This is a genomic window from Microbacterium sp. CR_7, assembly GCF_041954755.1.
Taxonomy (GTDB): domain Bacteria; phylum Actinomycetota; class Actinomycetes; order Actinomycetales; family Microbacteriaceae; genus Microbacterium.
In genome coordinates this window covers 17,149-38,948 of record NZ_JAVAYF010000005.1, presented here as the reverse complement: position 1 = coordinate 38,948, position 21,800 = coordinate 17,149, and the positions used below count along the sequence as shown (strand labels likewise).

Here is a 21,800-nt window from a genome sequence, read left to right as displayed (position 1 = left end):
CATGGGCGCGCTCGACGACGGCGAACGGATCTCGGCGGCGGATGCCGCGGCCTGGCGCGCCTGGCTCGAGCAGAACCACGAGCGCACGGCGGGCGTCTGGCTGCTCAGCGTGCGAGGCCGCTCGACGGGCGTGGGCTACGACGACGCCGTCCGGCAGGCGCTGTGCTTCGGCTGGATCGACGGTCCGGTGCGCACCTTCGACGACACGACCGTCGGACAGTGGTTCAGTCCACGCCGACGCGGCAGTGGATGGGCGGCGACGAACAAGGCGCGCATCGCCGAGCTCGAGGCAGCGGGGCAGATGGCGGCGGCGGGGATCCGCGTGCTCGAGGCTGCGCGCGCCGACGGGTCGTGGACCGTGCTCGACGGCCCGGAGGCGGGCATCGAGCCGCCGGAGCTCGCGGCAGCTCTGGATGCGGTGCCTGCGGCGCGCGAGAACTGGGATGCGTTCCCGAAGTCCGTGAAGAAGTTCGGCCTCACGCACATCGCGATGGCGAAGCGACCGGATACCCGTGCAGCTCGCATCGCCAAGATCGTCGCCGACGCGGCGGAGGGGAAGCGCCCGTGAACCAGTCCGACCTGCTCTTCCTGACCATCATCGCGATCATGTCGACATCGCTCGTCGTGCTCGTCGTGCAGTTCGTGCGCTCCCGCCGCCGCGGACCGGGTGCCGGCGAGGGCGACGGCCGCGCCGGCTGGTGGGAAGGCCCCTGGGACGACGACGACCGCAGGCGCTGACCCGACGGCCTGCGCGACTCAGCTCAGGGTGAGACTCCGCACCGTCTCCACCGGCTCCGGCATCCGCAGCGGACCGCGACCCGGTGTGATCGTGCCGAGGATGCGCGCATCGCGCGCGCCCGTCCCTCCCGGCGTCACCGCAGCCACGCCGTGCATCGTGCACCAGCCGATGAGAGCGAACAGGATCGCCTCCTTGCTGTCGACGGGCGCCCCGAGCTCGTCGGCGAGCACGATCTCGACACCCGGCAGCGCGTCGCGCAGCCCCTGCAGCAGGAGCGGGTTGTGGCAGCCGCCACCTGACACGGCGAGGAACCCGATGCCTGCGGCGCGGACGTCCTGCGCGACCGTGCGCACCGTGAGCTCTGTGAGCGTGCGCACGAGGTCGGGTGCGGAGATCTCGCGCCCCTGCCGGCGCGCGTCGTCGACGTGGGCACGCACGTAGTCGAGGTGGAAGTGCTCCTTGCCCGTGCTCTTCGGCGCCGGGAGCGCGTAGTACGGGTCCGCGAGCAGCGCGGCGAGGAGTGGGTCGTCGACCGTTCCCCTTCGCGCGATCGCGGCGTCCGCGTCGTAGCCACGCGAGTCGAGTCCCTCGGCGACGACGACCGCGTCCACGAGCGCGTTGGCGGGTCCGATGTCGTAGGCGACGAGACCGTCTGGTCCGACCACGGTCATGTTCGCGATGCCTCCGAGGTTCACGGCGGCCGAGACACCCGCACGGTCCCGGAGCAGCAGCTCGTCGAGGAACGATACGAGCGGTGCGCCGTGCCCGCCGACCGTGATGTCGCGGATGCGGACGTCCGACACGACCGGAGCACCGACGCGCTCGGCGATCCAGGCCGCCTGGCCGATCTGCAGGGTGCCGAGCGCATGGTCGCCGTCGACCCAGTGATAGACCGTCTGGCCGTGCGTGCACACGGCATCGACTCCGCCGACGGCCTCGGATGCGGTTGCGGCGACCTCGGCGAACGCCTGGCCGATCAGCGTGTCGAGCTCGCACACCTCGGCCAGCGTGGTCTGCGCGGGAGGGAGGGCGGCCACGAGGCGGGTCCGGAGAGCGGATTCGTACGGCACGCTGTCTTCGTGCAGCACAGTGCCGTGCAGCGCTCCCCCCTCCTCGCGGAAGTCGACGACGGTCACGTCGATCCCGTCGTGCGAGGTGCCGGAGAGCAGTCCGAGTACGCGCATGAGTGTCCTTCCGCTGCGTGAGTGGCGTGATCCGAGCCTACGTGGAATTTGTTAGGGATGTAGACGGAACGCCGCGGCCTCTTCTGCACGTGCCTGGCTCATCCTGGGTTCTCCCCCGCTCGGGCAGACGAGCGGTCGGGCCGGACGAGCGGTCACCGGGGGCCAGCTAGCATTCTGCGAAACCCGCCAGGGCCCCGTCAGAATAGGAGCATGTTCGTGTCCGCAGAGATCATCGCGGTCGTGCTCAGCGCGGTCGGCATCGTGGTGACGCTCGGCGCGAGCATGTTCGTAGGCTTCGCGTGGTGCGTGCGTCGGACGGATGCTGTCGAACGCAGGCTCAACGACCGGATCGACGCGGTGGGACATGAGACAACAGAAGTGAAGATCGCCGTCGCCCGCCTCGAAGGTCCGGTGCCGCGTCTGCTGACGCGCGCCCGCTGACCGGCGCTCCGAGAGGGCGCGCGCCTCAGCGCAGCACGAGGGCGGCCGCACCGATGAGCGGCCCCTCGTCGCCCAGTCCCGACCGCACCACGCGGGTGCGACGGGAGTACTCGTGCGCGGCGCTCGCGGTCAGGGCTTCCTGCACGAGGTCGATGTAGTCGGCCGACACCCGGGAGAACCCGCCGCCGATCGCGACGACGTCGAGGTCGACCAGGGTGGCCGCATCGGCCAGCGCCTGTCCGACGGCCGTGGCCGATCGCTCGATCGCCGCCCGAGCGACCGCAACACCCGCCGCGGCATCCCTGGCGAGGTCTTCTCCCGTCGATCCCGTCCAGCCCTGCTGCTGCGCCCACGCGGCGCTGGCCGGTCCGGAGGCGATCTCCTCGAGCGTGAGTCCGCCCTCGCGGCGAACCTGGCCGAGGTGACCGGCGTTACCGGTCGCACCCGGGATGTAGGCCCCGCCCACGACGAAGCCGCCGCCGACGCCGGTCGACACGACGATCGACAGCGACGCTCCGGCGCCCTGCGTCGCTCCGAGCCATGACTCAGCGAGTGCGAGGGCGCCGCCGTCGTGGCCGAGCACCGTGCGCACGTCGGTTCCGCGGATCGCCGACGCGGCGGTGTGCACGGAGGCCGCGAGACCGTAGCCACGCGCGAGCGGCATGTTCACGGGGAGGATGGCACCGGCGGCGCGGTCGATGGGTCCGGCGCTGCCGACTCCGGCGCCGACGAGCTCGGCATCCGCCGGCAGCGGCGCGAGGGCCCGCGACACGACGGCTGCGACCGCGAGATCGAGCGACGCGAACGTCGCTTCACGGCCGGTCGCCTGGCGGCTTCGGCTGCCGTCGAGGAGCGTGCCGTCCTCGCGGACGAGCGCGGCCTCCATCTTCGTGCCGCCGATGTCGACGGCGAGTGCGTAGCGGGTCACTGGGGGTCGAGTCCGAGGTCGTCGAGGTCGAAGGCCGCTCGCCATTCGAGCCCTTCGGCTTCGATGGCGGCCTGCGCACCGGTCTTGCGGTCGACGATCACGGCGACCGCGACCACCTCGGCGCCCTCCTTGCGGAGCGCCTCGACCGCTTTGAGCGCGGACTGCCCGGTGGTCGACGTGTCCTCGAGCACGACGACGCGCTTGCCCTTCACCTCGGCGCCCTCGATCTGGCGGCCGCGGCCGTGGTCCTTCGGCTCTTTACGGACGACGAAGGCGTCGAGCGGGCGCTCGGTCGCGACGGAGGCGTGCAGCACCGAGTTCGCGATCGGGTCGGCGCCGAGCGTGAGTCCGCCGACGGCCGTGACGTCGAGATCGGCGATCAGGTCGAGCATGACCCGCCCGATGGCCGGCGCGGCGCGATGGTCGAGCGTGAGTTTGCGCATGTCGACGTAGTACGTCGCCTTCTTGCCGCTGGAGAGGGTGAAGTCGCCGTGGAACACCGCCTCGTCGGTGATGAGATCGAGGAGTGTCTGGCGGTCTGCGTCGAGTGCGGTCACGGCATCCAGTGTAGGAGGCACGCCCTAGGCTTGACGCATGCGCTTGGCCACCTGGAACGTCAACTCCATCCGCACCCGCGTGACCCGCACCGTCGAGTTCGCCGTCCGGGAAGACATCGACGTGCTGGCGATGCAGGAGATCAAGTGCAAGCCGGAGCAGTTCCCCTACGGCCCGTTCGAGGATGCCGGCTACCACGTCGAGGTGCACGGGTTGAACCAGTGGAACGGCGTCGCGATCGCCAGCCGCCTGCCGATCACCGACGTGCGCACGGCCTTCGACGGGATGCCGGGCTTCGCGAAGGGACACGAGGGACCGGATGCTCCGCTCGAGGCCCGCGCGCTGGGCGTGCTCGTCGACGGCGTTCGCGTGTGGAGCCTGTACGTGCCCAACGGCCGGTCGCTGGGCGACCCGCACTACGCGTACAAGCTGCACTGGCTCGAGGAGCTCAAGAAGTCGACGGCCGCCGAGCTGGCCGCCGATCCCGATCTGCCGCTCGCCCTCGTCGGCGACTTCAACATCATCCCCTTCGACGCCGACAACGGCGACCCCGACATCGTCGAGGGCGTCTCCACGCACGTCTCCCCGCCCGAGCGCGCCGCCTTCTTCGCCCTCGCCGAGGCGGGCGTGACCGACGTCGTGCGGCCGCTGCTGCCCGAGGGCTACACGTACTGGGACTACCAGCGCCTCAAGTTCCCGCGCAACGAGGGCATCCGCATCGACTTCATCCTCGGCTCGAAGACGCTGGCCGATGCGGTCACCGGCGCGTCGATCCACCGCGAGGAGCGGAAGGGCGAGCAGCCGAGCGACCACGTGCCCGTCGTCGTCGAGCTCGACAACAGCCGCCTCGGAACGGGCGCCCCGGATGACGACGACGACCTCCCGATGATCTTCTCGTGACAGTCGCGTGACCCTGCGCCTGATCGCGACCGATCTCGACGGCACGCTGCTCACATCCGCCTCAGAGGTGAGCGCCCGCACGAGGGCGGCTCTCGATGCGGCGCGGGAGCGCGGCATCCACGTCGTCCCTGTGACCGCCCGTCAGCCGATCGGCCTGCGGGCGATCGCGTCCGGCGCAGGCTTCGACGGCTGGGCGCTGTGCAGCAACGGGGCGTATGCGACGCACCTCACCGAGGGCAGGATGCTGTTCGCCGAGGAGCTGCCGGCCGAGACGATACGGACGCTGGCTCAGGCGCTGGGCGACAGCATCCCCGATCTGCTCTTCGCGAGTGTGCGAGAGGGCGGAGAGACGTTCGTGGCCCAGCACGGCTACGCCGCCGTCGCCGATCTGTCCGACCACAAGCGCGACCCCGGCACGATGGGCGGCGTGGATCTTGACGAGGTACTCGCGGCACCGAGTCTGAAACTCGTGATCCGGCATCCGGAGCTCGCACCTCCCGTGCTGTTCGAGGCGCTCCGGGACCTCGGGCTCACCGGTTTCGAGGCCACTCTGTCCGGAGCGCCGTTCGTCGAGGTCATGGCGGAGGGCGTCACGAAGGCCACCGGTCTCGCGCGCCTCTGCGAGCACCTCGCGATCGACCGTGCCGAGGTCGTGGCCTTCGGCGACGCGCTCAACGACGTCGAGATGCTGCACTGGGCGGGGCACGGCGTCGCGATGGCGAACGCCCAGGATGCCGTGAAGGATGCCGCTGACGAGACGACCGCGTCGAACGACGACGACGGCGTCGCCCGGGTGATCGAGCGGATGCTGGCCTGAGACCGGCCGCGCTCGGCCGATGAACACTGGTGGGATCAGTCCTCGAAGGTGTCGACCTGCGGCGTCCGCTCGGTGCGACCGTAGCGGAGCAGCGTCACGCCCTCGGCATCCGTCACGGGAGGTTCGAGCAGTTCCAGCACCGAGGGCAGGGCGCCGTCATCGAAGACCTTCTTGCCGGCCCCGAGCAGGATCGGGTACACCCAGAGGTTGAGCTGGTCGAACAGGCCCTCGGCGAGAAGGGTGTGCACGAAGTCGATGCTGCCGATCACGTGCACCTCGCGGTGACGGGCGCGCAGATCGGCGATCTCCGCCGCCAGGTCGGCACCCACGCGAGAGCTCCCCTGCCACTCGAGCGCGAGGTCGGCGTCGCGCGACGCGACGTACTTGGGCACCCGGTCGAACAGCTGTCCGATCTCGCCGGACGGCCCGTCGGTGTGGTGCGGCCAGTACGCCGCGAAGATGTCGTAGGTGCGGCGACCGAGCAGCAGAGCGTCGAGACCCTCCATGCCCTTCGTGATCTCGGGACCGACGCCCGACGACGGGTAGCCGGCCTGCCAGCCGCTGAAGGCGAAGCCGCCCGACGTGTCCTCCCCCACACCGCCCGGGCCCTGGGCCACGCCGTCGAGAGTCGAGAAGAGGTCGATGAGAATGCGTCCGGTCATGATGGTGCTCCTTTGCACGAGGGAACAGCGGAACTACACGGTGAGGGCTGCGCCGAGCGGCGCGATGTGGAACGTGCGCGCGAACGACTCGAGGTGCGAGACGTCGCCGCGTACGACGGCGAGCACGTCCTGCGCGATCGCTTCATCCGGCGTGATCTCGCCGGCTATCAGACGACGGATGCCGGGGCCGGCGACGATCACGGCATCCGGCTCTCCCTCCGGCTGGCGTCCGTCGAGGGGTGGCCCGGGCGGAGCAGGTGGCGCGAGCTGCGCGACGACGAGATCACCGCCGCGCACCGACGCGCGGAGCGCGACCTCGCCGACGTGCAGCTCGTACTCCGCGTCGTCCGCGGCATCCGCCTGGAACGCCGTGCGCAGGGCCATGGTGAGCGAGTCGGGCGTGACGACGTCACCTTCCTGGGGGTCGCCCATGGTCTGGAAGCCCCAGCGCCCGAGCTCGAGGATGACCGACTCGAGCGCCTGCCCGTACGGTGTGAGCTCGTAGGCGAGACCGCGTCGCAGCGGGATGCGTCGAACGACACCGCCGTCCTGCAGCTCCGTGAGACGCGAGGAGAGGATGTTGGTGGGGATGCGCGGCAGGCCCTGCTTGAGATCGGTGTACCGACGGGGCCCGACGAGCAGATCACGGACGATGAGCAACGCCCACCGCTCCCCGATCAGCTCGACGGCCGTCGTGACCCCGCAGTACTGGCCGTAGCTGCGCGCCGCCATCAGGATGCGGCGTTCTGCTCCGCGGCGTGATCGACCACGTGGTCGGGACCGTTCTCGGCCGCCTCCGGTGTCATGTAGAGGAAGCCGAGCGAGTTGCCGTCGGGGTCGTCGAGGTCGCGGGAGTACATGAAGCCGTAGTCCTGGGCGGGCCGCGGCTCGACACCGCCGGCGGCGAGGCCCTTCTCGAGGATGGCGTCGACCTCGTCGCGCGAGTCGCGGCTGAACGAGACCGAGACCTGGACGACCTCGTTCGGGTCGGCGATCGGCTTGTCGGTGAAGGTCTGGAAGAACTCGCGCTTCAGGACCATGAAGTAGATGTCCTTCGACCAGACGACGCACGCGGCGTTCTCGTCGGTGAAGTTCGGATTGATCTCGCAGCCGAGAGCCGTGTAGAACGCCTTGGCACGCTCGAGATCGGTGGTGGGCAGGTTGACGAAGACGCTGGTCACGATGACTCCTTTGTCGTGGGTGATGATGCTCGATACTTGCAAAAAGCAAGCATGCTTGTCAAGAGCAAGTCAGCTGTCCCGAAAGCGTCTCGTCCCCACGGCAGCGAGCACGCCGGCGCCGGCCGTGAGAACGGCCACCACGCCGAGTCCGACTCCGGGAACGGATGCCGTCGCCACGGCCCCCGCGACCAGCGGGCCGCCCGCGTCGCCGAGCTCGCGTCCCAGCTCGGCACTGCCCATCGTGCGTCCCATGCGCTCCGGCGGGGTGGAGGCCGCGAGGTGCGAGAACGCCACGGGCGTCGCCGCCCCCACCCCGAGTCCGACGAGCAGGGCCGTCGCGATCAGCGCGGCGGGATGATCCGTGACCGCCGACAGCGCGATGCCGACAGCGATCAGAAGCAGCCCGCCGACCGTGCCGCCGCGCACCGAGACCCGCCCGCGGTCATGGGCCGATCCCACCAGGGGCTGCGCCACGCTCGACGCGATGGCCAGCACCGTGACGATCGCCATGCTCCACACGGTGTCGAGCCCGGCCTGGCGACCGAGCAGCGGCAGGAATCCGACCGCCACGGCGAGCGCCCCGGTCGTCGCCGCCAGCACGAGGGTCGGCACGAGGAAACCGGGCGCGACGAGCTCGCGTCCGAGGTCGACGAGGGTCACGCGCTTGCGCGGCAGCACAGGGACGTGCGGCACCGCGACCGCGACCCAGGCCGCAGCGACGAGGCCCAGCGCGGCGAGCGCCCAGAACAGCGCGGGGAGTCCGCCCCACACGACGAGCACAGCTCCGAGCAGCGGCCCGAGGGCGTAGCCGAGGCTCTTCCACGAGCCGTACCGGCCGAAGTACTTTCCGCGCGTGGCGTCGTCGGTGAGCCGCGCGACGGCCGCCGACGACGAGGGCGAGAAGGCCGATGCCGCCGCGCCCTGTCCGAAGCGCCCGATCACCAGCCCGACCATCCCCGGCACCACAGCGCCCACCACGGAGAACGCGGCGAAGGCCAGCAGACCGCCGATGATCACCGGCCGCACGCCGACGCGATCGCTCAGCGCGCCGAACAGCGGCTTGAGGAGCACCTCGGCGAGGTCGTACAGCGCGAGCGCGAAGCCGAAGGCGAGGAGCGTCCACCCGATGTCGTCGGTCTCGGCGCCGAGCGCGGCGGCGATGCCGTGCGCACCGAAGGCTGTGGTGAAACCGGCGAGGTACAGGGGGGCGAGTCGCGGCGCGGTGGTCACGCTCGATTGTCGCAGGCCGCGGGCATGATCCGTCTCGCGGGGGATGCCGCGGCATCCGCAGCCCCCGTACGGTGGGAGGATGCCCGCCGCGACGTTCACCCGCACGCCGAGCGCGCGCGAGCAGCGCGCCGACCTCGTGCTCGCCGCGATCATGTTCGTCGGCGCGATCCTCAGTGCCGCGCTGTCGACGATCTCCGAGATCTACGGCGACACGCGCGCGGAGCCGTGGACCGCCCTCGTGTACGCGGCGGTCATCACCGCGCCCCTCGCCCTCCGTCGCCGCTTCCCGGCCCCCGTGGCCGTGGTCGTCTGCCTCGCCTACTTCACCGCGGTCTCGCTCCAGGTGCCTGAGATCTACGTCGGGAACATCGCGATGTTCGTGGCTCTGTACACGGTCGGCGCGTGGATGAACGAACGACGGGCCGCGATGATCGTGCGCGTCGCGATCATCGTCGGCATGTTCGTCTGGCTGCTCGTCACGATGTACCGCGAGGCGATCGAGCAGGCCGATGAGGCCGAGGTCGCCGCCGGTCTGATGTCGCCGTACATCGCGTTCATGCTCATCCAGGTGCTGCTCAACGCGCTCTACTTCGGCGGGGCCTACTACTTCGGCGACCGCTCGTGGAACGCCGCGCAGGCCCGCGAGATCCTCGAGCTGCGCACGGCCGAACTCGAACGCGAGCGCGAGGTCACCGCCGCGCAGGCCGTGGCGCTCGACCGGGTGCGCATCGCCCGCGAGCTCCACGACGTCGTCGCACACCACGTCTCGGTGATGGGCGTGCAGGCCGGCGCCGCTCGGCTCGTGATCGATCAGGATCCGGAGAAGGCCCGCGGCATCCTGTCCGGGATCGAGGGGTCGGCGCGCGATGCGATCCATGAACTGCGACAGCTGCTGGAGACCCTTCGCACGCCCGGCGGCGACAGCACCGAGACCGCGTCGACCGTCACCCTCGACGACATCGCCGACCTGGCTCGGGCGTCGTCGGAGGCCGGCCTGCCCACCGACTACGCCGTGATCGGCGAGCCCGTCGCCGTCCCGTCGGTCGTCGCCGTGAACCTCTACCGCATCGCGCAGGAGTCGCTCACGAACGCCCGCCGGCACGCGGGCGTCGGCGCCACCGCAGACGTCAGGGTCCGCTACGACGCGGATGCCGTCGAGGTCGAGGTGGTCAACACCGGACGCACCGTCTCGGCCCTCCGCCCCGGGCTCGGCCAGCTCGGGATGCGGGAGCGCGCCGCCGCATCGGGCGGCACCCTCGAAGTGGCCCCGCGCAGCGCCGGCGGTCTGCGCGTACGGGCGCGGGTGCCGCTCGGCAGTCCTGTCGGGATCGTCGATCAGAACGCCGGCATCGATCGGAAGGACGCTCCGTCATGACCGCGGATCAGACCCGCGTGCTGCTCGTCGACGACCACGCGATGCTGCGCGCCGGCTTCCGCACCATCCTCGACAGCCAGCCCGACATCTCGGTGGTGGGCGAGGCGGCGACCGGCGCCGACGCGATCGCGCAGGCCAGGGCGCTGAGCCCCGACGTCATCACGATGGACGTGCAGATGCCCGACATGGACGGCATCGAGGCGACCCGCCGCATCGTCGCCGACCCGGGCGTCTCGGCCGCCATCGCGATCATCACCACGTTCGATCGCGACGACTACCTGTACCAGGCGCTGGATGCCGGAGCGAGCGGCTTCCTGCTCAAGAACGCCGGAGCCGAGGATCTCATCGCCGCGGTCCGGGCACTCGCGGCGGGAGACGGCATGCTCGCCCCGGAGGTCACGCGGAGGGTGCTGGCGCGGTTCGCCACGGCATCCGACTCGACGAGGCCTGCGGACACCGCCGCTCCGCGCCCCTCTTCCTCGGCGCCGGCCACCCCGGCACCTGCTCTCAGCGAGCCGCTCACCGACCGCGAGGCCGAGGTCCTCACGCTGCTCGCCGACGCCCGCACCAACTCCGAGATCGCGAGCGCGCTGTTCATCGGCGAGGCCACCGTGAAGACGCATGTCTCACGCATCCTGCAGAAGCTCGGCGCCAGGGACCGCGTGCAGGCGGTCGTGCTCGCCTACCGGCTCGGGCTCGCCTGACGGCATCCCGCTACTCTCGGAGGGTGACCGCCCGCTCGCCTCGATCCGACCAGCCCCGGTCCACCCTGGCCCGTCCGATCCTCGCAGGGGTCGTGACGGCACTGGTCGGCTTCACGAGCTCGTTCGCGGTCGTGCTCACCGGTCTCGGCGCGGTCGGCGCCTCCCCCGCCGAGGCGGCCAGCGGACTGCTCGCCCTGTGCCTCACGATGGGTCTCGCGTGCATCGTGCTCGCCTGGCGGTACCGCATGCCGATCACTGCCGCCTGGTCGACCCCCGGCGCAGCGCTCCTCGCGGCGACCGGCGCCGTCGAGGGCGGCTGGGCCGCGGCGGTCGGCGCGTTCCTCGTCGCCGCGGCGCTCATCCTGCTCACCGCACTCTGGCCTGCGCTCGGCGCGCTGATCGCCCGGATCCCGCCGTCCATCGCCCAGGCCATGCTCGCCGGCGTGCTGCTGCCGCTCTGTCTGGCTCCCGTCACCGGACTCGTCGCCAACCCCTGGGGAGTCGTCCCGGTCGTGGTGACGTGGCTCGTCTTCGCGCGTCTCGCACCCCGGTGGGCCGTGCCGCTCGCCTTCGTCGCGGCGGCCGTCGTCGTCGCGATCTCGCTCATCCAGGCCGGTGCGCCCGTGGATGCCGGTCTGCTGCTCCCCCGCGTGGAGCTCACCCCACCCGTCTTCACCGTCGGCGCGCTGGTCGGCATCGCTCTGCCGCTCTTCATCGTCACGATGGCCTCGCAGAACGTGCCGGGCATCGCCATCATGCGCAGCTTCGGCTATGAGGTGCCGTGGCGGCCCGCCATGCTCGTGACCGGCGTCGGCACCGCGGTGGGAGCCGCCGCCGGCGGACACGCGATCAACCTCGCCGCGATCAGCGCCGCGCTCGCGGCATCCCCCGAGGCCGACCCCGATCGCGAGCGCCGCTGGGTCGCGGGAGTGTCGACGGGCGCGTCCTACCTCGTGCTCGGCGCGTTCTCGGCGGCCTTCGCCGCGCTCGTGCTGCTGGCACCGGATGCCGTCATCCCGGCGGTCGCCGGGCTGGCGCTGTTCGGGGCTTTCGGCTCCTCGGTGCAGCAGGCCATCGATGACCCCGGCGAGCGCATCCCCGCCGTGGTCACGTTCCTCGTCGCGGCATCCGGCATCGCCGTGCTCGGGGTGAGCGCGGCGTTCTGGGCGCTCGTCGCCGGACTCCTCGTGCGCGGAGCGCTGCACGTCGGGCGCCGCGGCCCGGCGGGTTAGCGTGGACGCGTGACCCTTCCTCCGCCCGCCACCCCGCCCTCCCGCACGCCGGCCGGGTTCTTCGATGCCCGGGCGCTGACCGAGCCGGTGAACCCCGCCGAGGTCGACGAGTTCGCGCGGGCGCACCGACGGGCGAATCCGACGACCGCGGGGCAGATCGTCGCGTGGGTGTTCGTGATCGTTGCCCTGCTCCTGATCGTGCCGGTGGCCGGCGTGCTGCTCATGGGCATCGGATACGCGATCGGCAGGGACAGTGGTGTGCTGCTCGGCGGCCTCGTCGGTCTGCTCCTGTTGGGCGGTCTCAGCGTGGGGGTGATCGCGCTCGTGCGGCGGGCGAACCGGCAGCGCGCCCTCACCCGCTTCCGGCTGTCGCGCTTCGCCGCCGCGAACGCCATGACCTATCTCGACCGGATCGACGCACCGCCGCTGCCCGGGCTGATCTTCCAGGCCGGGTCGGGCCGGATGTCGACCGACGTCTTGCGCGGCACCGCTCCCCGGTTCGTCGAGTTCGGCAACTACCAGTACACGACGAGCAACGGCAAGCAGAGCCAGACCCACCGGTGGGGGTACGTCGCGGTGAAGCTCGATGTGCCGCTGCCGAACATCATCCTCGACGCGCTGGGGAACAACACCCTGGGCAGCAGCCTCGCCGCGGGATTCCGCCGCGACCAGCGGCTGTCGCTCGAGGGCGACTTCGACCGGTACTTCTCGCTGTACTGCCCCGAAGGCTACGAGGTCGACGCGCTGTACCTGTTCACCCCCGACGTGATGGCACGGTTCATCGATCACTCCGCCGAGCTTGACGTCGAGATCGTCGACGACTGGCTCTTCCTGTACACGAAGCGCGAGGCATCGACGCTCGATCCGGCCACCTGGGCGTGGCTGTTCGGGGCTGTCGGCGCGCTGCTCGTGAAGCTGGATCAGTGGGCTCGCTGGCGCGACGAGCGGCTGCGGGCGCAGGCGGCTCCGGCGGCGCTCGCCTCGCCGGCGCCCGGCGCGCCGGCGCTCCCCTTCACCGCTCCGGCGACGCTGCTCACTCCCCCTCCGGTCGGCGTCGCACCGCCCGGGCGACGTCTGCGTCGGCGCAGCCCGTGGATCATCGTGGGCATCGTGCTGGGCGCGATGTTCCTCGTGACGACGGCGCCGTTCGCCCTCGGCATCCTCGTGATGCTGACCTCGCGCTGAGCGCGCCGCTCCCCGGGGGAAGGTGGCGTCCGCCGCGCGGTGGACCGGCGCCGCCGACTCGCCACGACGATCCGCCGCACGGGGGATGCCGCGTCCCGCGCCCCCGCCCTAGCGTGAAGGGCATGACAGGACAGCTCGTACTCACCGGCATCACCAAGAGCTACGGCTCTCGGCGCGTGCTCGACGACGTCTCGTTCGAGGTGGCCCCCGGCCGCCTCACGGGTTTCGTCGGCGGCAACGGCGCAGGCAAGACCACCACCATGCGGATCGTCCTCGGGCTGCTCTCCGCCGACGGAGGCACGGTCGCCCTCGACGGGCAGCCGCTCACCGGCGATCAGCGCAGTCACTTCGGCTACATGCCGGAGGAGCGGGGGCTCTACCCCAAGATGAAGGTGCTCGAGCAGATCGTGTACCTCGCCCGACTGCACGGCTTCAGCAAGCCGGATGCCACAACCCGCGCGACCGCGCTGCTCACCGAGCTCGGACTCGAGGAGCGCCTGAACGACACGATCGAGTCGCTGTCGCTCGGCAACCAGCAGCGCGCGCAGATCGCCGCCGCCCTCGTGCACGACCCGGAGGTGCTGATCCTCGACGAGCCGTTCTCCGGGCTCGACCCCCTCGCCGTCGACGTCGTCGCGTCGGTGCTGCAGTCGTCCGCCGCCAAGGGAGCGTCGATCGTGTTCTCCTCACACCAGCTCGACGTGGTCGAGCGGCTGTGCGACGACCTCGTGATCCTCGCGGGCGGGCAGATCCGGGCCGCGGGCTCCCGCGACGGCCTGCGGGCCGAGCACGCCGGCAACCGCTACGAACTCGTCTCCTCCGGGGATGCCGGGTGGCTGCGCGCCGAACCGGGCGTCACCGTCGTCGACTTCGAGGGCGGCTACGCCCTGTTCGACGCGGACGGACCCGAGACCGCGCAGCGCGTGCTGCGCACCGCCGTGGAGCGCGGCGACGTCGCGAGCTTCGCGCCGAAGCATCCGTCCCTCGCCCAGATCTTCAAGGAGGTCATCCAGTGAGCAACCCAGCCCCCTCCCGCCGTCCCGCTCGTTCCGGCGCCCAGGCGTCGATGATCTGGCTCGTCGCCGAGCGCGAGATCGGCTCGAAGCTGCGCAGCAAGGCCTTCCTGATCTCGACCGGCGTGCTGCTGCTCATCGCGCTCGCCGGCATCGTGATCGGCGGCTTCGCGAGCAAGAACGCCGCCGCCGAGACCATGCCCGTCGCGGTGACGGCCGAGACGGCATCCGTCGTGTCGGCCCTGCCGAACGTCGAGGCGACCGAGGTCGCCGACACCGCAGCTGCCGAAGAGCTGCTCCGCTCCGAGAAGGTCGACGCGGCCGTCGTTCCCGGCGAGGGCGCGACCGGGCTCACCGTCATCGCGCTGAAGGATGCCCCGAGCGGACTCGTGTCGGCCCTGTCGCAGGCGCCCGAGGTGCAGATCCTCGAACCGGCGACCACGAACCCGCTGCTGCGCTACTTCATCGCCATCGCGTTCGGCATCGTCTTCATGGGAGCCGCAGCGACCTTCGGCGGCACGATCGCGCAGAGCGTCGTGGAGGAGAAGCAGACCAGGGTGGTGGAGATCCTGCTGTCGACGATCTCCTCGCGCACCCTGCTCGCCGGCAAGGTCATCGGCAACACGATCCTCGCGATGGGCCAGATCCTCGCGATCGCGGCGATCGCGACGATAGGGCTCACGGCGACCGGTCAGAGCGAGGTGCTGGCGACGCTCGGCGCCCCGATCGTCTGGTTCGCGGTGTTCTTCCTGTTCGGGTTCATCCTGCTCGCGTCGATGTTCGCCGCCGCCGCGTCGATGGTGTCGCGCCAGGAGGACATCGGCTCCACGACGACCCCGATCACGATGCTCATCATGGCGCCGTACGTGCTCGTGATCGTGTTCAACGACAACCCGCTGGTGCTGACGATCATGTCGTACGTGCCGTTCTCGGCGCCCGTGGGCATGCCGATGCGGCTGTTCGTCGGCGAAGCGCAGTGGTGGGAGCCGCTGCTGAGCCTCGTGATCCTGCTCGCGAGCTGCGTGGCGGCGATCGCCGTCGGCGCGAAGATCTACGAGAACTCGCTGCTGCGCATGGGCAGCCGGGTCAAGCTGGGCGAGGCGCTGCGAGGCTGAGCCTCCCCTGCGTCGAGACCGACCACCCACGTCGAGACCCACCACCGCGAACGTCTGCGGTGGTGGGTCTCGGCGCTCGTGATGGGTCTCGGCGTCAGAGAGCAGGGACGCTCAGAGCACGCCCTCGGAGAGCGTCGTCGGGTTGCCGAAGCGGTGGTTCGTGATCGACACGGCCTGCTCGTGCAGGAACGGCAGCATCTCGACCCGGCCGGCGCCGGTCACGGCGTGCGACCACACGGCCACGTCGGGGGTCCCCCCGAGCGCCTCGAACAGCGCAGAGGCGTCGCCGCCGACCAGACGCACGCGGCGCCAGCTGTGCTCGGCCTTCGCGGCGGCCTTGGCATAGCGCTTGACCCACGCCGCGTCCTTGTCGCTCGACACGGTCACGCCCGCGGCGCGGAGCGCCTTCTCGACGCGCGAGGGCAGTGCGGCGGCCGACACCGTGAACGGGCTGCCGCTGCGCAGGGCGGCGGCGATCACCCGGATGCCGTCGGCGAGCGTCGCGCCCTCGGCGATGCGCACGTCGACCTCGACCGGACGGTAGCGGAACACGTTGCGCTCGACACCGAGACCGGACTTGTCGGAGGTGACCCCGAACTCGGAGGTCCAGGCGCGCTCGTCGGCGGCGGCCGCGCGGTGCAGCCACTCGATCTCGACGGCGTCGAGGTCGGCCGCGGCGGCGCTCAGCACCGACTCGACCACGGGCGTGGTGGCGGCTCCCGCAGCGGCGGCGGGCAGCTCGGCAGGAGCCCAGTCGCCGAGGCCGAACAGGTAGTTGGGTCCACCGGCCTTCGCGCCGGCGCCGACGGCGGAGCGCTTCCAGCCGCCGAACGGCTGCCGCTGCACGATCGCGCCAGTGATGCCGCGGTTCACGTAGAGGTTGCCCGCCTCGACCCGGTCGATCCAGGTTGCGACCTCGTCGGAGTCGAGCGAGTGGATGCCGGCGGTCAGGCCGTAGTCCACGGCGTTCTGCAGCCGGATGGCCTCGTCGAGGTCCTTCGCGCGCATGATGCCGAGCACCGGTCCGAAGAACTCCGTCAGGTGCGTGGTCGATCCCGGCGCGACGCCGATCTTGACACCCGGCGTCCACTGCCGACCTTCGGCGTCGAGCTTCTTCGGCTCGACGAGCCAGCGCTCGCCCTTGTCGAGCGTCGTGAGCGCGGTGAGCAGCTTGCCGTTCGCCGGCTCGATGATCGGGCCCATCTGTGTCGCCGGGTCCTCAGGCAGACCGACGCGCATCGAGGTGACGGCGTCGACGAGCTGGCGCTCGAAGCGCGCGGAGTCGGCGACCGATCCGACGAGGATCGCGAGCGATGCGGCCGAGCACTTCTGCCCGGCGTGCCCGAAGGCGCTGCGGGCGACGTCGGCGGCGGCGAGGTCGAGGTCGGCCGACGGGGTGACGATGATCGCGTTCTTGCCGCTCGTCTCGGCGAGCAGCGGCAGGTCGGAGCGGAACGAGCGGAACAGCTGCGCCGTCTCGTACGCGCCCGTGAGGATCACCCGGTCGACCGCGGGGCTCGCGACGAGCTGCGTGCCGAGGTCGCGGTTCGCGAGGTCGACGAGGGCCAGCAGCTCGCGCGGCACACCGGCCGCCCACAGGGCCTCGACCATGACGGCGCCGCAGCGCTGGGTGAGCTTGGCCGGCTTGATGATGACGCCGGAGCCGGAGGCCAGGCCGGCGAGCACGCCGCCGGCGGGGATCGCGACGGGGAAGTTCCACGGCGGAGTCACGACCGTGACCTTCGACGGCACGAACTCCGCCCCGGTGACGTTCTCGAGGTCGAGCGCGCGCTCGGCGTAGTAGTGCGCGAAGTCGATCGCCTCACTGACCTCGGGGTCGGCCTCGGCGATGGTCTTGCCCGCCTCGTGCGCCATGATCTCGATGAGCTGCGCACGACGGGCGGCGAGCTCGTCGCCGGCCCGGTGCAGGATCTCGGCACGCTCGGATGCCGGGCGCGCGGCCCACTCCTCGGCAGCGCTCTGCACGGTGGCGAAGACGCCGTCGAGCTGCGCCTCCGCGTCGACGCGCGCTGCGGCGATGGCGTCCAGACCGAGGGTCGAGCCGACGGAGCGCTGCAGGATCTCGCGGCCCCATGCGCGGTTGGCGGCGATGGCGGGGTCGGTGTCCGACTGGTTGTGGAACCCGGTGGTCACGGCATCCGTCAGCTCTTCGGCCGCGCGGTTCTGCACGCGGTTCGGCGACGGCACCGACGGGTCGGCGACGAGTGCGGCCAGCGACCGCTCGAAGCGCTCGCGCTCGCGGGTCAGCAGCTGCGGGTTCGAGGCGAGCTCGAACACGGCCGACATGAAGTTCTCGGGGCTGGCGTTCTCTTCGAGTCGGCGCACGAGGTAGGCGATGGCGACGTCGAACTCGGCGGGGTTCACGACGGGCGTGTAGAGCAGCAGCCGGCCGACGTCCTTGCGGACGGCCTCTGCCTGACCGGTAGCCATGCCGAGCAGCATCTCGTACTCCACGGCGTCGGTCACGCCGCGCGCCTTCGCGAGCAGCCAGGTGTAGGCGATGTCGAAGAGGTTGTGACCGGCGACGCCGATGCGTACGGCATCCAGTCGCTCCGGCGTCATAGCCCAGTCGAGCACGCGCTTGTAGTTGGTGTCGGAGTCCTGCTTGGTGCCGTAGGTCGCGAGCGGCCAGTCGTGGATCTTCGAGTCGACCTCCTCCATCGCGAGGTTCGCGCCCTTGACGACGCGCACCTTGATGGGGGCGCCGCCCTTCGCGCGCCGCGCGGCGGCCCACTCCTGCAGGCGCTGCATGGCGGCGAGCGCGTCGGGCAGGTAGGCCTGCAACACGATGCCCGCCTCGAGGTCTTCGAGACCCGGCTGGTCGAGGATGCTGGTGAACGCCGCGATGGTCAGGTCGAGGTCGCGGTACTCCTCCATGTCGAGGTTGATGAACTTGGCCTTGCCGTGGGCCTCCGCCTCCGCCGCGAGGCGGTAGAGGGGGGTGAGCTTCTCGACGACGTCGGCGACGGCCTCGTCGAACGACCACATGGAGAGCTGGCTCACGACGCTCGACACCTTGATCGAGACGTAGTCCACGTCCTTCCGGGCGAGGAAGTCGTAGGTGCCCTGAAGGCGACGGCCGGCCTCGCGCTCGCCGAGCACGGCCTCGCCGAGGAGGTTCAGGTTCAGTCGGTTGCCGGTCTTGCGCAGCTTCGCGATCGCGGGACCGAGCTTCGAGGGAGTCGCGTCGAGCACGAGGTGTCCGACCATCGCACGCAGCACGCGGCGCGAGATAGGCACGACGACGCCGGGCAGCTTGGGTGCGAAGAAGCCGCCGGCCTTGATCGCTGCGCGCAGATAGCCCGGCAGCAGCGTCGGGGTGATGTCGGAGAGCTCGGCGAGCTTGCGGCCGGCGACGCCGAGGTCTTCGGGGCGCATGACGCCGTCGACGAAGCCGACCGTGAAGGCGAGGCCGTTCGGATCCTTCAGCACCTCGGAGAGGCGCTGGGCGGCCGGCTCGACCGGGTGGGTCTCGCTCTCGGCGAGCCAGCGCTGCACGAGGGCGGCGACCTCTTCGGTGCTCGGGGTGGTGGCGGTGTCGGCGGCGACAGTCATCGGGGACCTTCCAGGGGGATCGCGCGTCCGGGTGCGCGCGGCTCGATCATTGTCAGACGGCGCAGTAGGCTACGTCTATCAATCGATTCGAGCGCTGACCGTTCAGCTGAGCTGAACGATCCTCGACTACGCAGGGAGCCCGATGCTCGATGTCAATCGCCTGCGGATGCTGGTGGAGCTGTCGCGCCTCGGCACCCTCTCGGCCGTCGCCGACGCCCTCTCCTACAGCAAGGCGACGGTGTCGCAGCAGCTCGCCGCACTGGAGCGCGAGGTCGGCGTCCCGCTGCTGCGGCGGGTCGGTCGCGGAGTGCAGTTCACCCCGCAGGGCACCGTGCTCGTGACCGAGGCCATCGGCATCCTCGACCGCCTGGAGCAGGCCGAGGTCGCGGTCGCCGAGTCGCTCACCGAGGTCACGGGCACCGTGCACCTCGCGGTGTTCCAGTCGACGGCGCACTCGCTGCTGCCAGGCGCCCTCGCAGCGCTCCGGGCGGAGCATCCCTCCCTCCGGGTCGAGGTCACCGAGAGCGACCCCGAGACCGGACTCGTCGGCGTCTCGAGCCGCGATTTCGATCTGATCCTCGCCGAGCAGTACCCCGGGCGCACGCGCCCCCTGCACGCCGACCTCGACCGCGTCGTGCTCGCCCATGACGCGATCGCCCTCGCCCGGCGGCCGGGGAGCCCGGCGGAGGCGGATGCCGTCGCGGCGCTGTGGTCGACGCGCGACGAGCCCTGGGTGCTCGAACCCGCCGGCACGGCGTCGCGCGCCTGGGCCGAGCAGCTCTGCCGCACGGCGGGTTTCGAGCCCGACGTGCGGTTCGAGGTCGCCGACCTCACCGCGCACGTGCGTCTCATCAGGGCGGGGCTCGCGGTGGGTCTGCTGCCCGAGCTCGTGTGGGCGGGCGAGACGCCGACCGTCGACCTGTCCCCACTCCCCGACGAGCCCCGGCGCGAGATCTTCTCCTCCGCGCGGCGGGTCTCGGCGGCGGCGCCGTCGATCCGCGCGGTGCGGCGGGCGCTCGCGTCGACGGCATCCCGCAATCTGCTGGACTGAGAAGGGCAGCGAGCGGGATTGCAGCCACAGCCTTCTCGGACTGCTAGTTTTTCCTCAGGATCTGAGAGTTTGGACGGCGATGCGTTGGTTCGATGCCCTGTCTGCGCCTGGGTGGCACGATTGGTTCGCTATCGGACTCACGGGAATCGGCTTCTGGATCGCTATGGTGCAACTGAAAAAGACGCGCTCAGCGTCGGAAGCGGCTGCGATCGAGCTGCGCAAGGCACGGACGAAGCTCAATTCGGATCAACTCAGCGCTGTCGTGACTCAGATGCAGATGATCGTCGCTGACATCGACTTCGCGATTGAACAGAATGATCGAGAGGTCGCGCATAGGGCGCTGCTTCGATTCAGCTACGTCGCCAACGAATCGATCGCCTTGCTGGGCAACCTGACTGCGAACCATGATGAGCTCGAAAGCAGACTCGAAGGTGCTGCAACCAAGGCCTTAGATACTAAGTCATCGATCGTGGGAAAGAAGTCAGTCGACGTCGCTCGGACCGCGAAGTCCGTCGGTAACGAGATCGCCGGACTTTGTGTAGAGATCTCGGGACTCGTCGCAAGAGACCGCTACCAGATTGGAGCAACACAGGATGTTTGATGAATCTCAGTGGGAAGCGCTGGTGGCGGAGATCAGTCGACTGACTGACGCCGAAAAGCTCCATTGGGCACCCGAGGAAACAGTGTTTGTCGCCAAGGTCGGGCCGATGGAGTATGTGATGGGGAGCGTGGACAACGATCAGCGCGCTCCCTACTTTCTGGGTATCTGGAACCCGGAATCCAGAGAGTATGTCGCAAGGCTCGAGTCGCAACCGCGCCCAGACGCGAGTCAAACCGAGAGGCTTACCGCCGCCCAATTCATTCCTGACCTGTACAAGCGCGTGCGACGCGCCGCTACCGGAACGGATCGGCTTTTCTCATCCCTCCTAACAGATCTGAAAGGACTTGAGGATCGCGGCTGACCCTCGACGCCTGGGCGCACCGGGCGTTCGACAATAGCGCTGTAGCGGACTGCCGCTTCCGACTTCGGATCCGAAACCCCCTCGCCCGGCCGGCTCGACTGACCGGGCGGATGCCGCGGATCCGCGACGTCCGACGTCCGACGCACTGGATGCCCGCCCGTCACAGAACGTCACGGGAATATGCACTCACATACATCCGTTGGCACCCTCGTACGCGGACGACGGAGTCCGGATCCGACTCCTGTTGAAAGGCATACCTCGTGAGCACTCCCCTGATCGATCGCACCGCCCCCACCGAGCACCCCGTCCTCGACGTGCTCGCCGGCCGCTGGAGCCCTCGCGCCTACGACGCACAGAACGCGATCGACGAGGCCAAGCTCGCCACCGCCCTCGAAGCGGCCCGCTGGAGCCCCTCCGCCAACAACTCGCAGCCCTGGCGCTTCATCGTCGCCCGTCGCGGCACCGCGCTCCACGCTCAGGTGGTCGACTCGCTCGTCGGTTTCAACCAGACCTGGGCCCGCAACGCCGCCGTGCTCGTCGTCGCGATCGCCGAGACCGCGACGGCCGACGGCACCCCCCTCACCCACGCCTTCTACGACCTCGGCCAGGCCGTGGCGCACTTCTCGGTGCAGGCCCACCACGACGGTCTCGTCGTGCACCAGATGAGCGGCTTCGACCCCGAGGTCGTGCGCGAGTTCGCCGACCTCGAGGAGCGCTTCGTGCCGGCCACCGTCTTCGCGGTCGGCGAGTTCGGCGATGTCGAGTCGCTGCCCGAGGTGCTGCAGGAGCGCGAGGTCGCCCCGCGCGTCCGTCGCCCGATCGACGAGACGATCGTCCTCAGCGCCTGACGCGGAGTCCCGTCTCGGCGCTGCCGCCGCCGCACACCTCGACACCCCACACGCGCGCCGAAACCCCATCTGAGCTACGTATCTCGGATGGGGTTTCGGCGT

23 protein-coding genes are annotated in these 21,800 nt (G+C 70.5%); 15 read left to right on the top strand and 8 right to left on the bottom strand.

The features are described 5' to 3' along the window. The first annotated feature begins 1 nt into the window (after window position 1). Both RAC81_RS12030 and RAC81_RS12025 read left to right on the top strand, forming a co-directional pair. Window positions 2–568, top strand: a complete 567-nt coding sequence (locus RAC81_RS12030; protein WP_375082565.1) for a YdeI family protein — start codon at window positions 2–4, stop codon at window positions 566–568. Then, a complete protein-coding gene (locus RAC81_RS12025; RefSeq protein WP_375082564.1) occupies window positions 565–738 on the top strand; it encodes a hypothetical protein in 174 nt (57 codons plus the stop codon). Before RAC81_RS12030 ends, RAC81_RS12025 begins: the two co-directional genes overlap by 4 nt. 18 nt (window positions 739–756) lie before the next feature. On the opposite strand, the gene RAC81_RS12020 is transcribed toward RAC81_RS12025, so the two are convergent. Next, complete coding sequence (locus RAC81_RS12020) at window positions 757–1,923, bottom strand: anhydro-N-acetylmuramic acid kinase (protein ID WP_375082563.1); 1,167 nt, start codon at window positions 1,921–1,923, stop codon at window positions 757–759. Window positions 1,924–2,133: 210 nt separating this feature from the next. Between RAC81_RS12020 and RAC81_RS12015 the strand changes: the two genes are divergently transcribed. After that, on the top strand, window positions 2,134–2,364 hold the full coding sequence (locus RAC81_RS12015; RefSeq protein ID WP_375082562.1) for a hypothetical protein: 231 nt from the start codon (window positions 2,134–2,136) through the stop codon (window positions 2,362–2,364). Window positions 2,365–2,389: 25 nt separating this feature from the next. Here RAC81_RS12015 and RAC81_RS12010 read toward each other — a convergent pair whose 3' ends face one another. Both RAC81_RS12010 and pyrE read right to left on the bottom strand, forming a co-directional pair. After that, a complete protein-coding gene (locus RAC81_RS12010) occupies window positions 2,390–3,292 on the bottom strand; it encodes an ROK family protein (protein ID WP_375082561.1) in 903 nt (300 codons plus the stop codon). After that, a complete protein-coding gene (gene pyrE / locus RAC81_RS12005) occupies window positions 3,289–3,849 on the bottom strand; it encodes an orotate phosphoribosyltransferase (RefSeq protein WP_375082560.1) in 561 nt (186 codons plus the stop codon). Before pyrE ends, RAC81_RS12010 begins: the two co-directional genes overlap by 4 nt. 37 nt (window positions 3,850–3,886) lie before the next feature. Here pyrE and RAC81_RS12000 point away from each other — a divergent pair, with 37 nt between their 5' ends. Both RAC81_RS12000 and RAC81_RS11995 read left to right on the top strand, forming a co-directional pair. Further along, window positions 3,887–4,747, top strand: a complete 861-nt coding sequence (locus RAC81_RS12000; protein WP_375082559.1) for an exodeoxyribonuclease III — start codon at window positions 3,887–3,889, stop codon at window positions 4,745–4,747. Window positions 4,748–4,754: 7 nt separating this feature from the next. After that, window positions 4,755–5,564 (top strand): Cof-type HAD-IIB family hydrolase, encoded by an 810-nt coding sequence (locus RAC81_RS11995; RefSeq protein WP_375082558.1) that lies wholly within the window; start codon window positions 4,755–4,757, stop codon window positions 5,562–5,564. A 35-nt stretch (window positions 5,565–5,599) separates the two neighbouring features. Here the strand turns inward: RAC81_RS11995 and RAC81_RS11990 are convergent, their stop codons facing one another. From RAC81_RS11990 to RAC81_RS11975, 4 genes are all read right to left on the bottom strand, one after another. After that, entirely contained in the window at window positions 5,600–6,226 is a 627-nt protein-coding gene (locus RAC81_RS11990; RefSeq protein WP_375082557.1) for a dihydrofolate reductase family protein, read from the bottom strand. Window positions 6,227–6,259: 33 nt separating this feature from the next. Further along, on the bottom strand, window positions 6,260–6,958 hold the full coding sequence (locus RAC81_RS11985) for a winged helix-turn-helix transcriptional regulator (protein ID WP_375082556.1): 699 nt from the start codon (window positions 6,956–6,958) through the stop codon (window positions 6,260–6,262). Next, window positions 6,958–7,407: a VOC family protein gene (locus RAC81_RS11980; RefSeq protein WP_375082555.1), complete on the bottom strand. Its 450-nt coding sequence runs from the start codon at window positions 7,405–7,407 to the stop codon at window positions 6,958–6,960. Before RAC81_RS11980 ends, RAC81_RS11985 begins: the two co-directional genes overlap by 1 nt. 69 nt (window positions 7,408–7,476) lie before the next feature. Then, a complete protein-coding gene (locus RAC81_RS11975) occupies window positions 7,477–8,637 on the bottom strand; it encodes an MFS transporter (protein WP_375082554.1) in 1,161 nt (386 codons plus the stop codon). A gap of 79 nt (window positions 8,638–8,716) precedes the next feature. On the opposite strand from RAC81_RS11975, the gene RAC81_RS11970 reads away from it, so the two are divergent. From RAC81_RS11970 to RAC81_RS11945, 6 genes are all read left to right on the top strand, one after another. Beyond that, on the top strand, window positions 8,717–10,012 hold the full coding sequence (locus tag RAC81_RS11970) for a sensor histidine kinase (RefSeq protein ID WP_375082553.1): 1,296 nt from the start codon (window positions 8,717–8,719) through the stop codon (window positions 10,010–10,012). Then, the gene (locus RAC81_RS11965; RefSeq protein ID WP_375082552.1) at window positions 10,009–10,716 is read left to right on the top strand and encodes a response regulator; all 708 of its coding nucleotides are present in this window, start codon (window positions 10,009–10,011) and stop codon (window positions 10,714–10,716) included. The genes RAC81_RS11970 and RAC81_RS11965 overlap by 4 nt, the downstream gene beginning before the upstream one ends. 23 nt (window positions 10,717–10,739) lie before the next feature. After that, window positions 10,740–11,948 (top strand): benzoate/H(+) symporter BenE family transporter, encoded by a 1,209-nt coding sequence (locus RAC81_RS11960; protein ID WP_375082551.1) that lies wholly within the window; start codon window positions 10,740–10,742, stop codon window positions 11,946–11,948. Window positions 11,949–11,957: 9 nt separating this feature from the next. Next, the gene (locus RAC81_RS11955; protein WP_375082550.1) at window positions 11,958–13,133 is read left to right on the top strand and encodes a hypothetical protein; all 1,176 of its coding nucleotides are present in this window, start codon (window positions 11,958–11,960) and stop codon (window positions 13,131–13,133) included. A 122-nt stretch (window positions 13,134–13,255) separates the two neighbouring features. Further along, window positions 13,256–14,149 carry an ABC transporter ATP-binding protein gene (locus RAC81_RS11950; RefSeq protein ID WP_375082549.1) on the top strand — a complete coding sequence of 298 codons (894 nt, stop codon included), beginning with the start codon at window positions 13,256–13,258 and terminating at the stop codon, window positions 14,147–14,149. Continuing rightward, on the top strand, window positions 14,146–15,261 hold the full coding sequence (locus RAC81_RS11945; protein WP_375082548.1) for an ABC transporter permease: 1,116 nt from the start codon (window positions 14,146–14,148) through the stop codon (window positions 15,259–15,261). Before RAC81_RS11950 ends, RAC81_RS11945 begins: the two co-directional genes overlap by 4 nt. Before the next feature lie 111 nt (window positions 15,262–15,372). On the opposite strand, the gene RAC81_RS11940 is transcribed toward RAC81_RS11945, so the two are convergent. Beyond that, entirely contained in the window at window positions 15,373–18,837 is a 3,465-nt protein-coding gene (locus RAC81_RS11940) for a bifunctional proline dehydrogenase/L-glutamate gamma-semialdehyde dehydrogenase (RefSeq protein WP_375082547.1), read from the bottom strand. Between the two features lie 142 nt (window positions 18,838–18,979). On the opposite strand from RAC81_RS11940, the gene RAC81_RS11935 reads away from it, so the two are divergent. From RAC81_RS11935 to RAC81_RS11920, 4 genes are all read left to right on the top strand, one after another. Then, the gene (locus RAC81_RS11935; protein ID WP_375082546.1) at window positions 18,980–19,888 is read left to right on the top strand and encodes a LysR family transcriptional regulator; all 909 of its coding nucleotides are present in this window, start codon (window positions 18,980–18,982) and stop codon (window positions 19,886–19,888) included. A gap of 79 nt (window positions 19,889–19,967) precedes the next feature. Further along, window positions 19,968–20,489, top strand: a complete 522-nt coding sequence (locus RAC81_RS11930; RefSeq protein ID WP_375082545.1) for a hypothetical protein — start codon at window positions 19,968–19,970, stop codon at window positions 20,487–20,489. Further along, window positions 20,482–20,850: a hypothetical protein gene (locus RAC81_RS11925; protein ID WP_375082544.1), complete on the top strand. Its 369-nt coding sequence runs from the start codon at window positions 20,482–20,484 to the stop codon at window positions 20,848–20,850. The genes RAC81_RS11930 and RAC81_RS11925 overlap by 8 nt, the downstream gene beginning before the upstream one ends. 260 nt (window positions 20,851–21,110) lie before the next feature. Then, window positions 21,111–21,698, top strand: a complete 588-nt coding sequence (locus RAC81_RS11920; protein WP_096714510.1) for a nitroreductase family protein — start codon at window positions 21,111–21,113, stop codon at window positions 21,696–21,698. The last annotated feature ends 102 nt before the right edge of the window (window positions 21,699–21,800 follow it).

What these genes read in the sequence shown, in the direction of transcription:
- RAC81_RS12000 (WP_375082559.1), top strand. Translation starts at nt 3,887, where the DNA reads ATGCGCTTGGCCACCTGGAACGTCAACTCCATCCGCACCCGCGTGACC.
- RAC81_RS11985 (WP_375082556.1), bottom strand. Translation starts at nt 6,958, where the DNA reads ATGGCGGCGCGCAGCTACGGCCAGTACTGCGGGGTCACGACGGCCGTC.
- RAC81_RS11990 (WP_375082557.1), bottom strand. Translation starts at nt 6,226, where the DNA reads ATGACCGGACGCATTCTCATCGACCTCTTCTCGACTCTCGACGGCGTG.
- RAC81_RS11970 (WP_375082553.1), top strand. Translation starts at nt 8,717, where the DNA reads ATGCCCGCCGCGACGTTCACCCGCACGCCGAGCGCGCGCGAGCAGCGC.
- RAC81_RS11940 (WP_375082547.1), bottom strand. Translation starts at nt 18,837, where the DNA reads ATGACTGTCGCCGCCGACACCGCCACCACCCCGAGCACCGAAGAGGTC.
- RAC81_RS12020 (WP_375082563.1), bottom strand. Translation starts at nt 1,923, where the DNA reads ATGCGCGTACTCGGACTGCTCTCCGGCACCTCGCACGACGGGATCGAC.
- RAC81_RS11950 (WP_375082549.1), top strand. Translation starts at nt 13,256, where the DNA reads ATGACAGGACAGCTCGTACTCACCGGCATCACCAAGAGCTACGGCTCT.
- RAC81_RS11930 (WP_375082545.1), top strand. Translation starts at nt 19,968, where the DNA reads ATGCGTTGGTTCGATGCCCTGTCTGCGCCTGGGTGGCACGATTGGTTC.
- RAC81_RS12030 (WP_375082565.1), top strand. Translation starts at nt 2, where the DNA reads ATGGGCGCGCTCGACGACGGCGAACGGATCTCGGCGGCGGATGCCGCG.
- RAC81_RS11965 (WP_375082552.1), top strand. Translation starts at nt 10,009, where the DNA reads ATGACCGCGGATCAGACCCGCGTGCTGCTCGTCGACGACCACGCGATG.
- RAC81_RS12015 (WP_375082562.1), top strand. Translation starts at nt 2,134, where the DNA reads ATGTTCGTGTCCGCAGAGATCATCGCGGTCGTGCTCAGCGCGGTCGGC.
- RAC81_RS11935 (WP_375082546.1), top strand. Translation starts at nt 18,980, where the DNA reads ATGCTCGATGTCAATCGCCTGCGGATGCTGGTGGAGCTGTCGCGCCTC.
- RAC81_RS11925 (WP_375082544.1), top strand. Translation starts at nt 20,482, where the DNA reads ATGTTTGATGAATCTCAGTGGGAAGCGCTGGTGGCGGAGATCAGTCGA.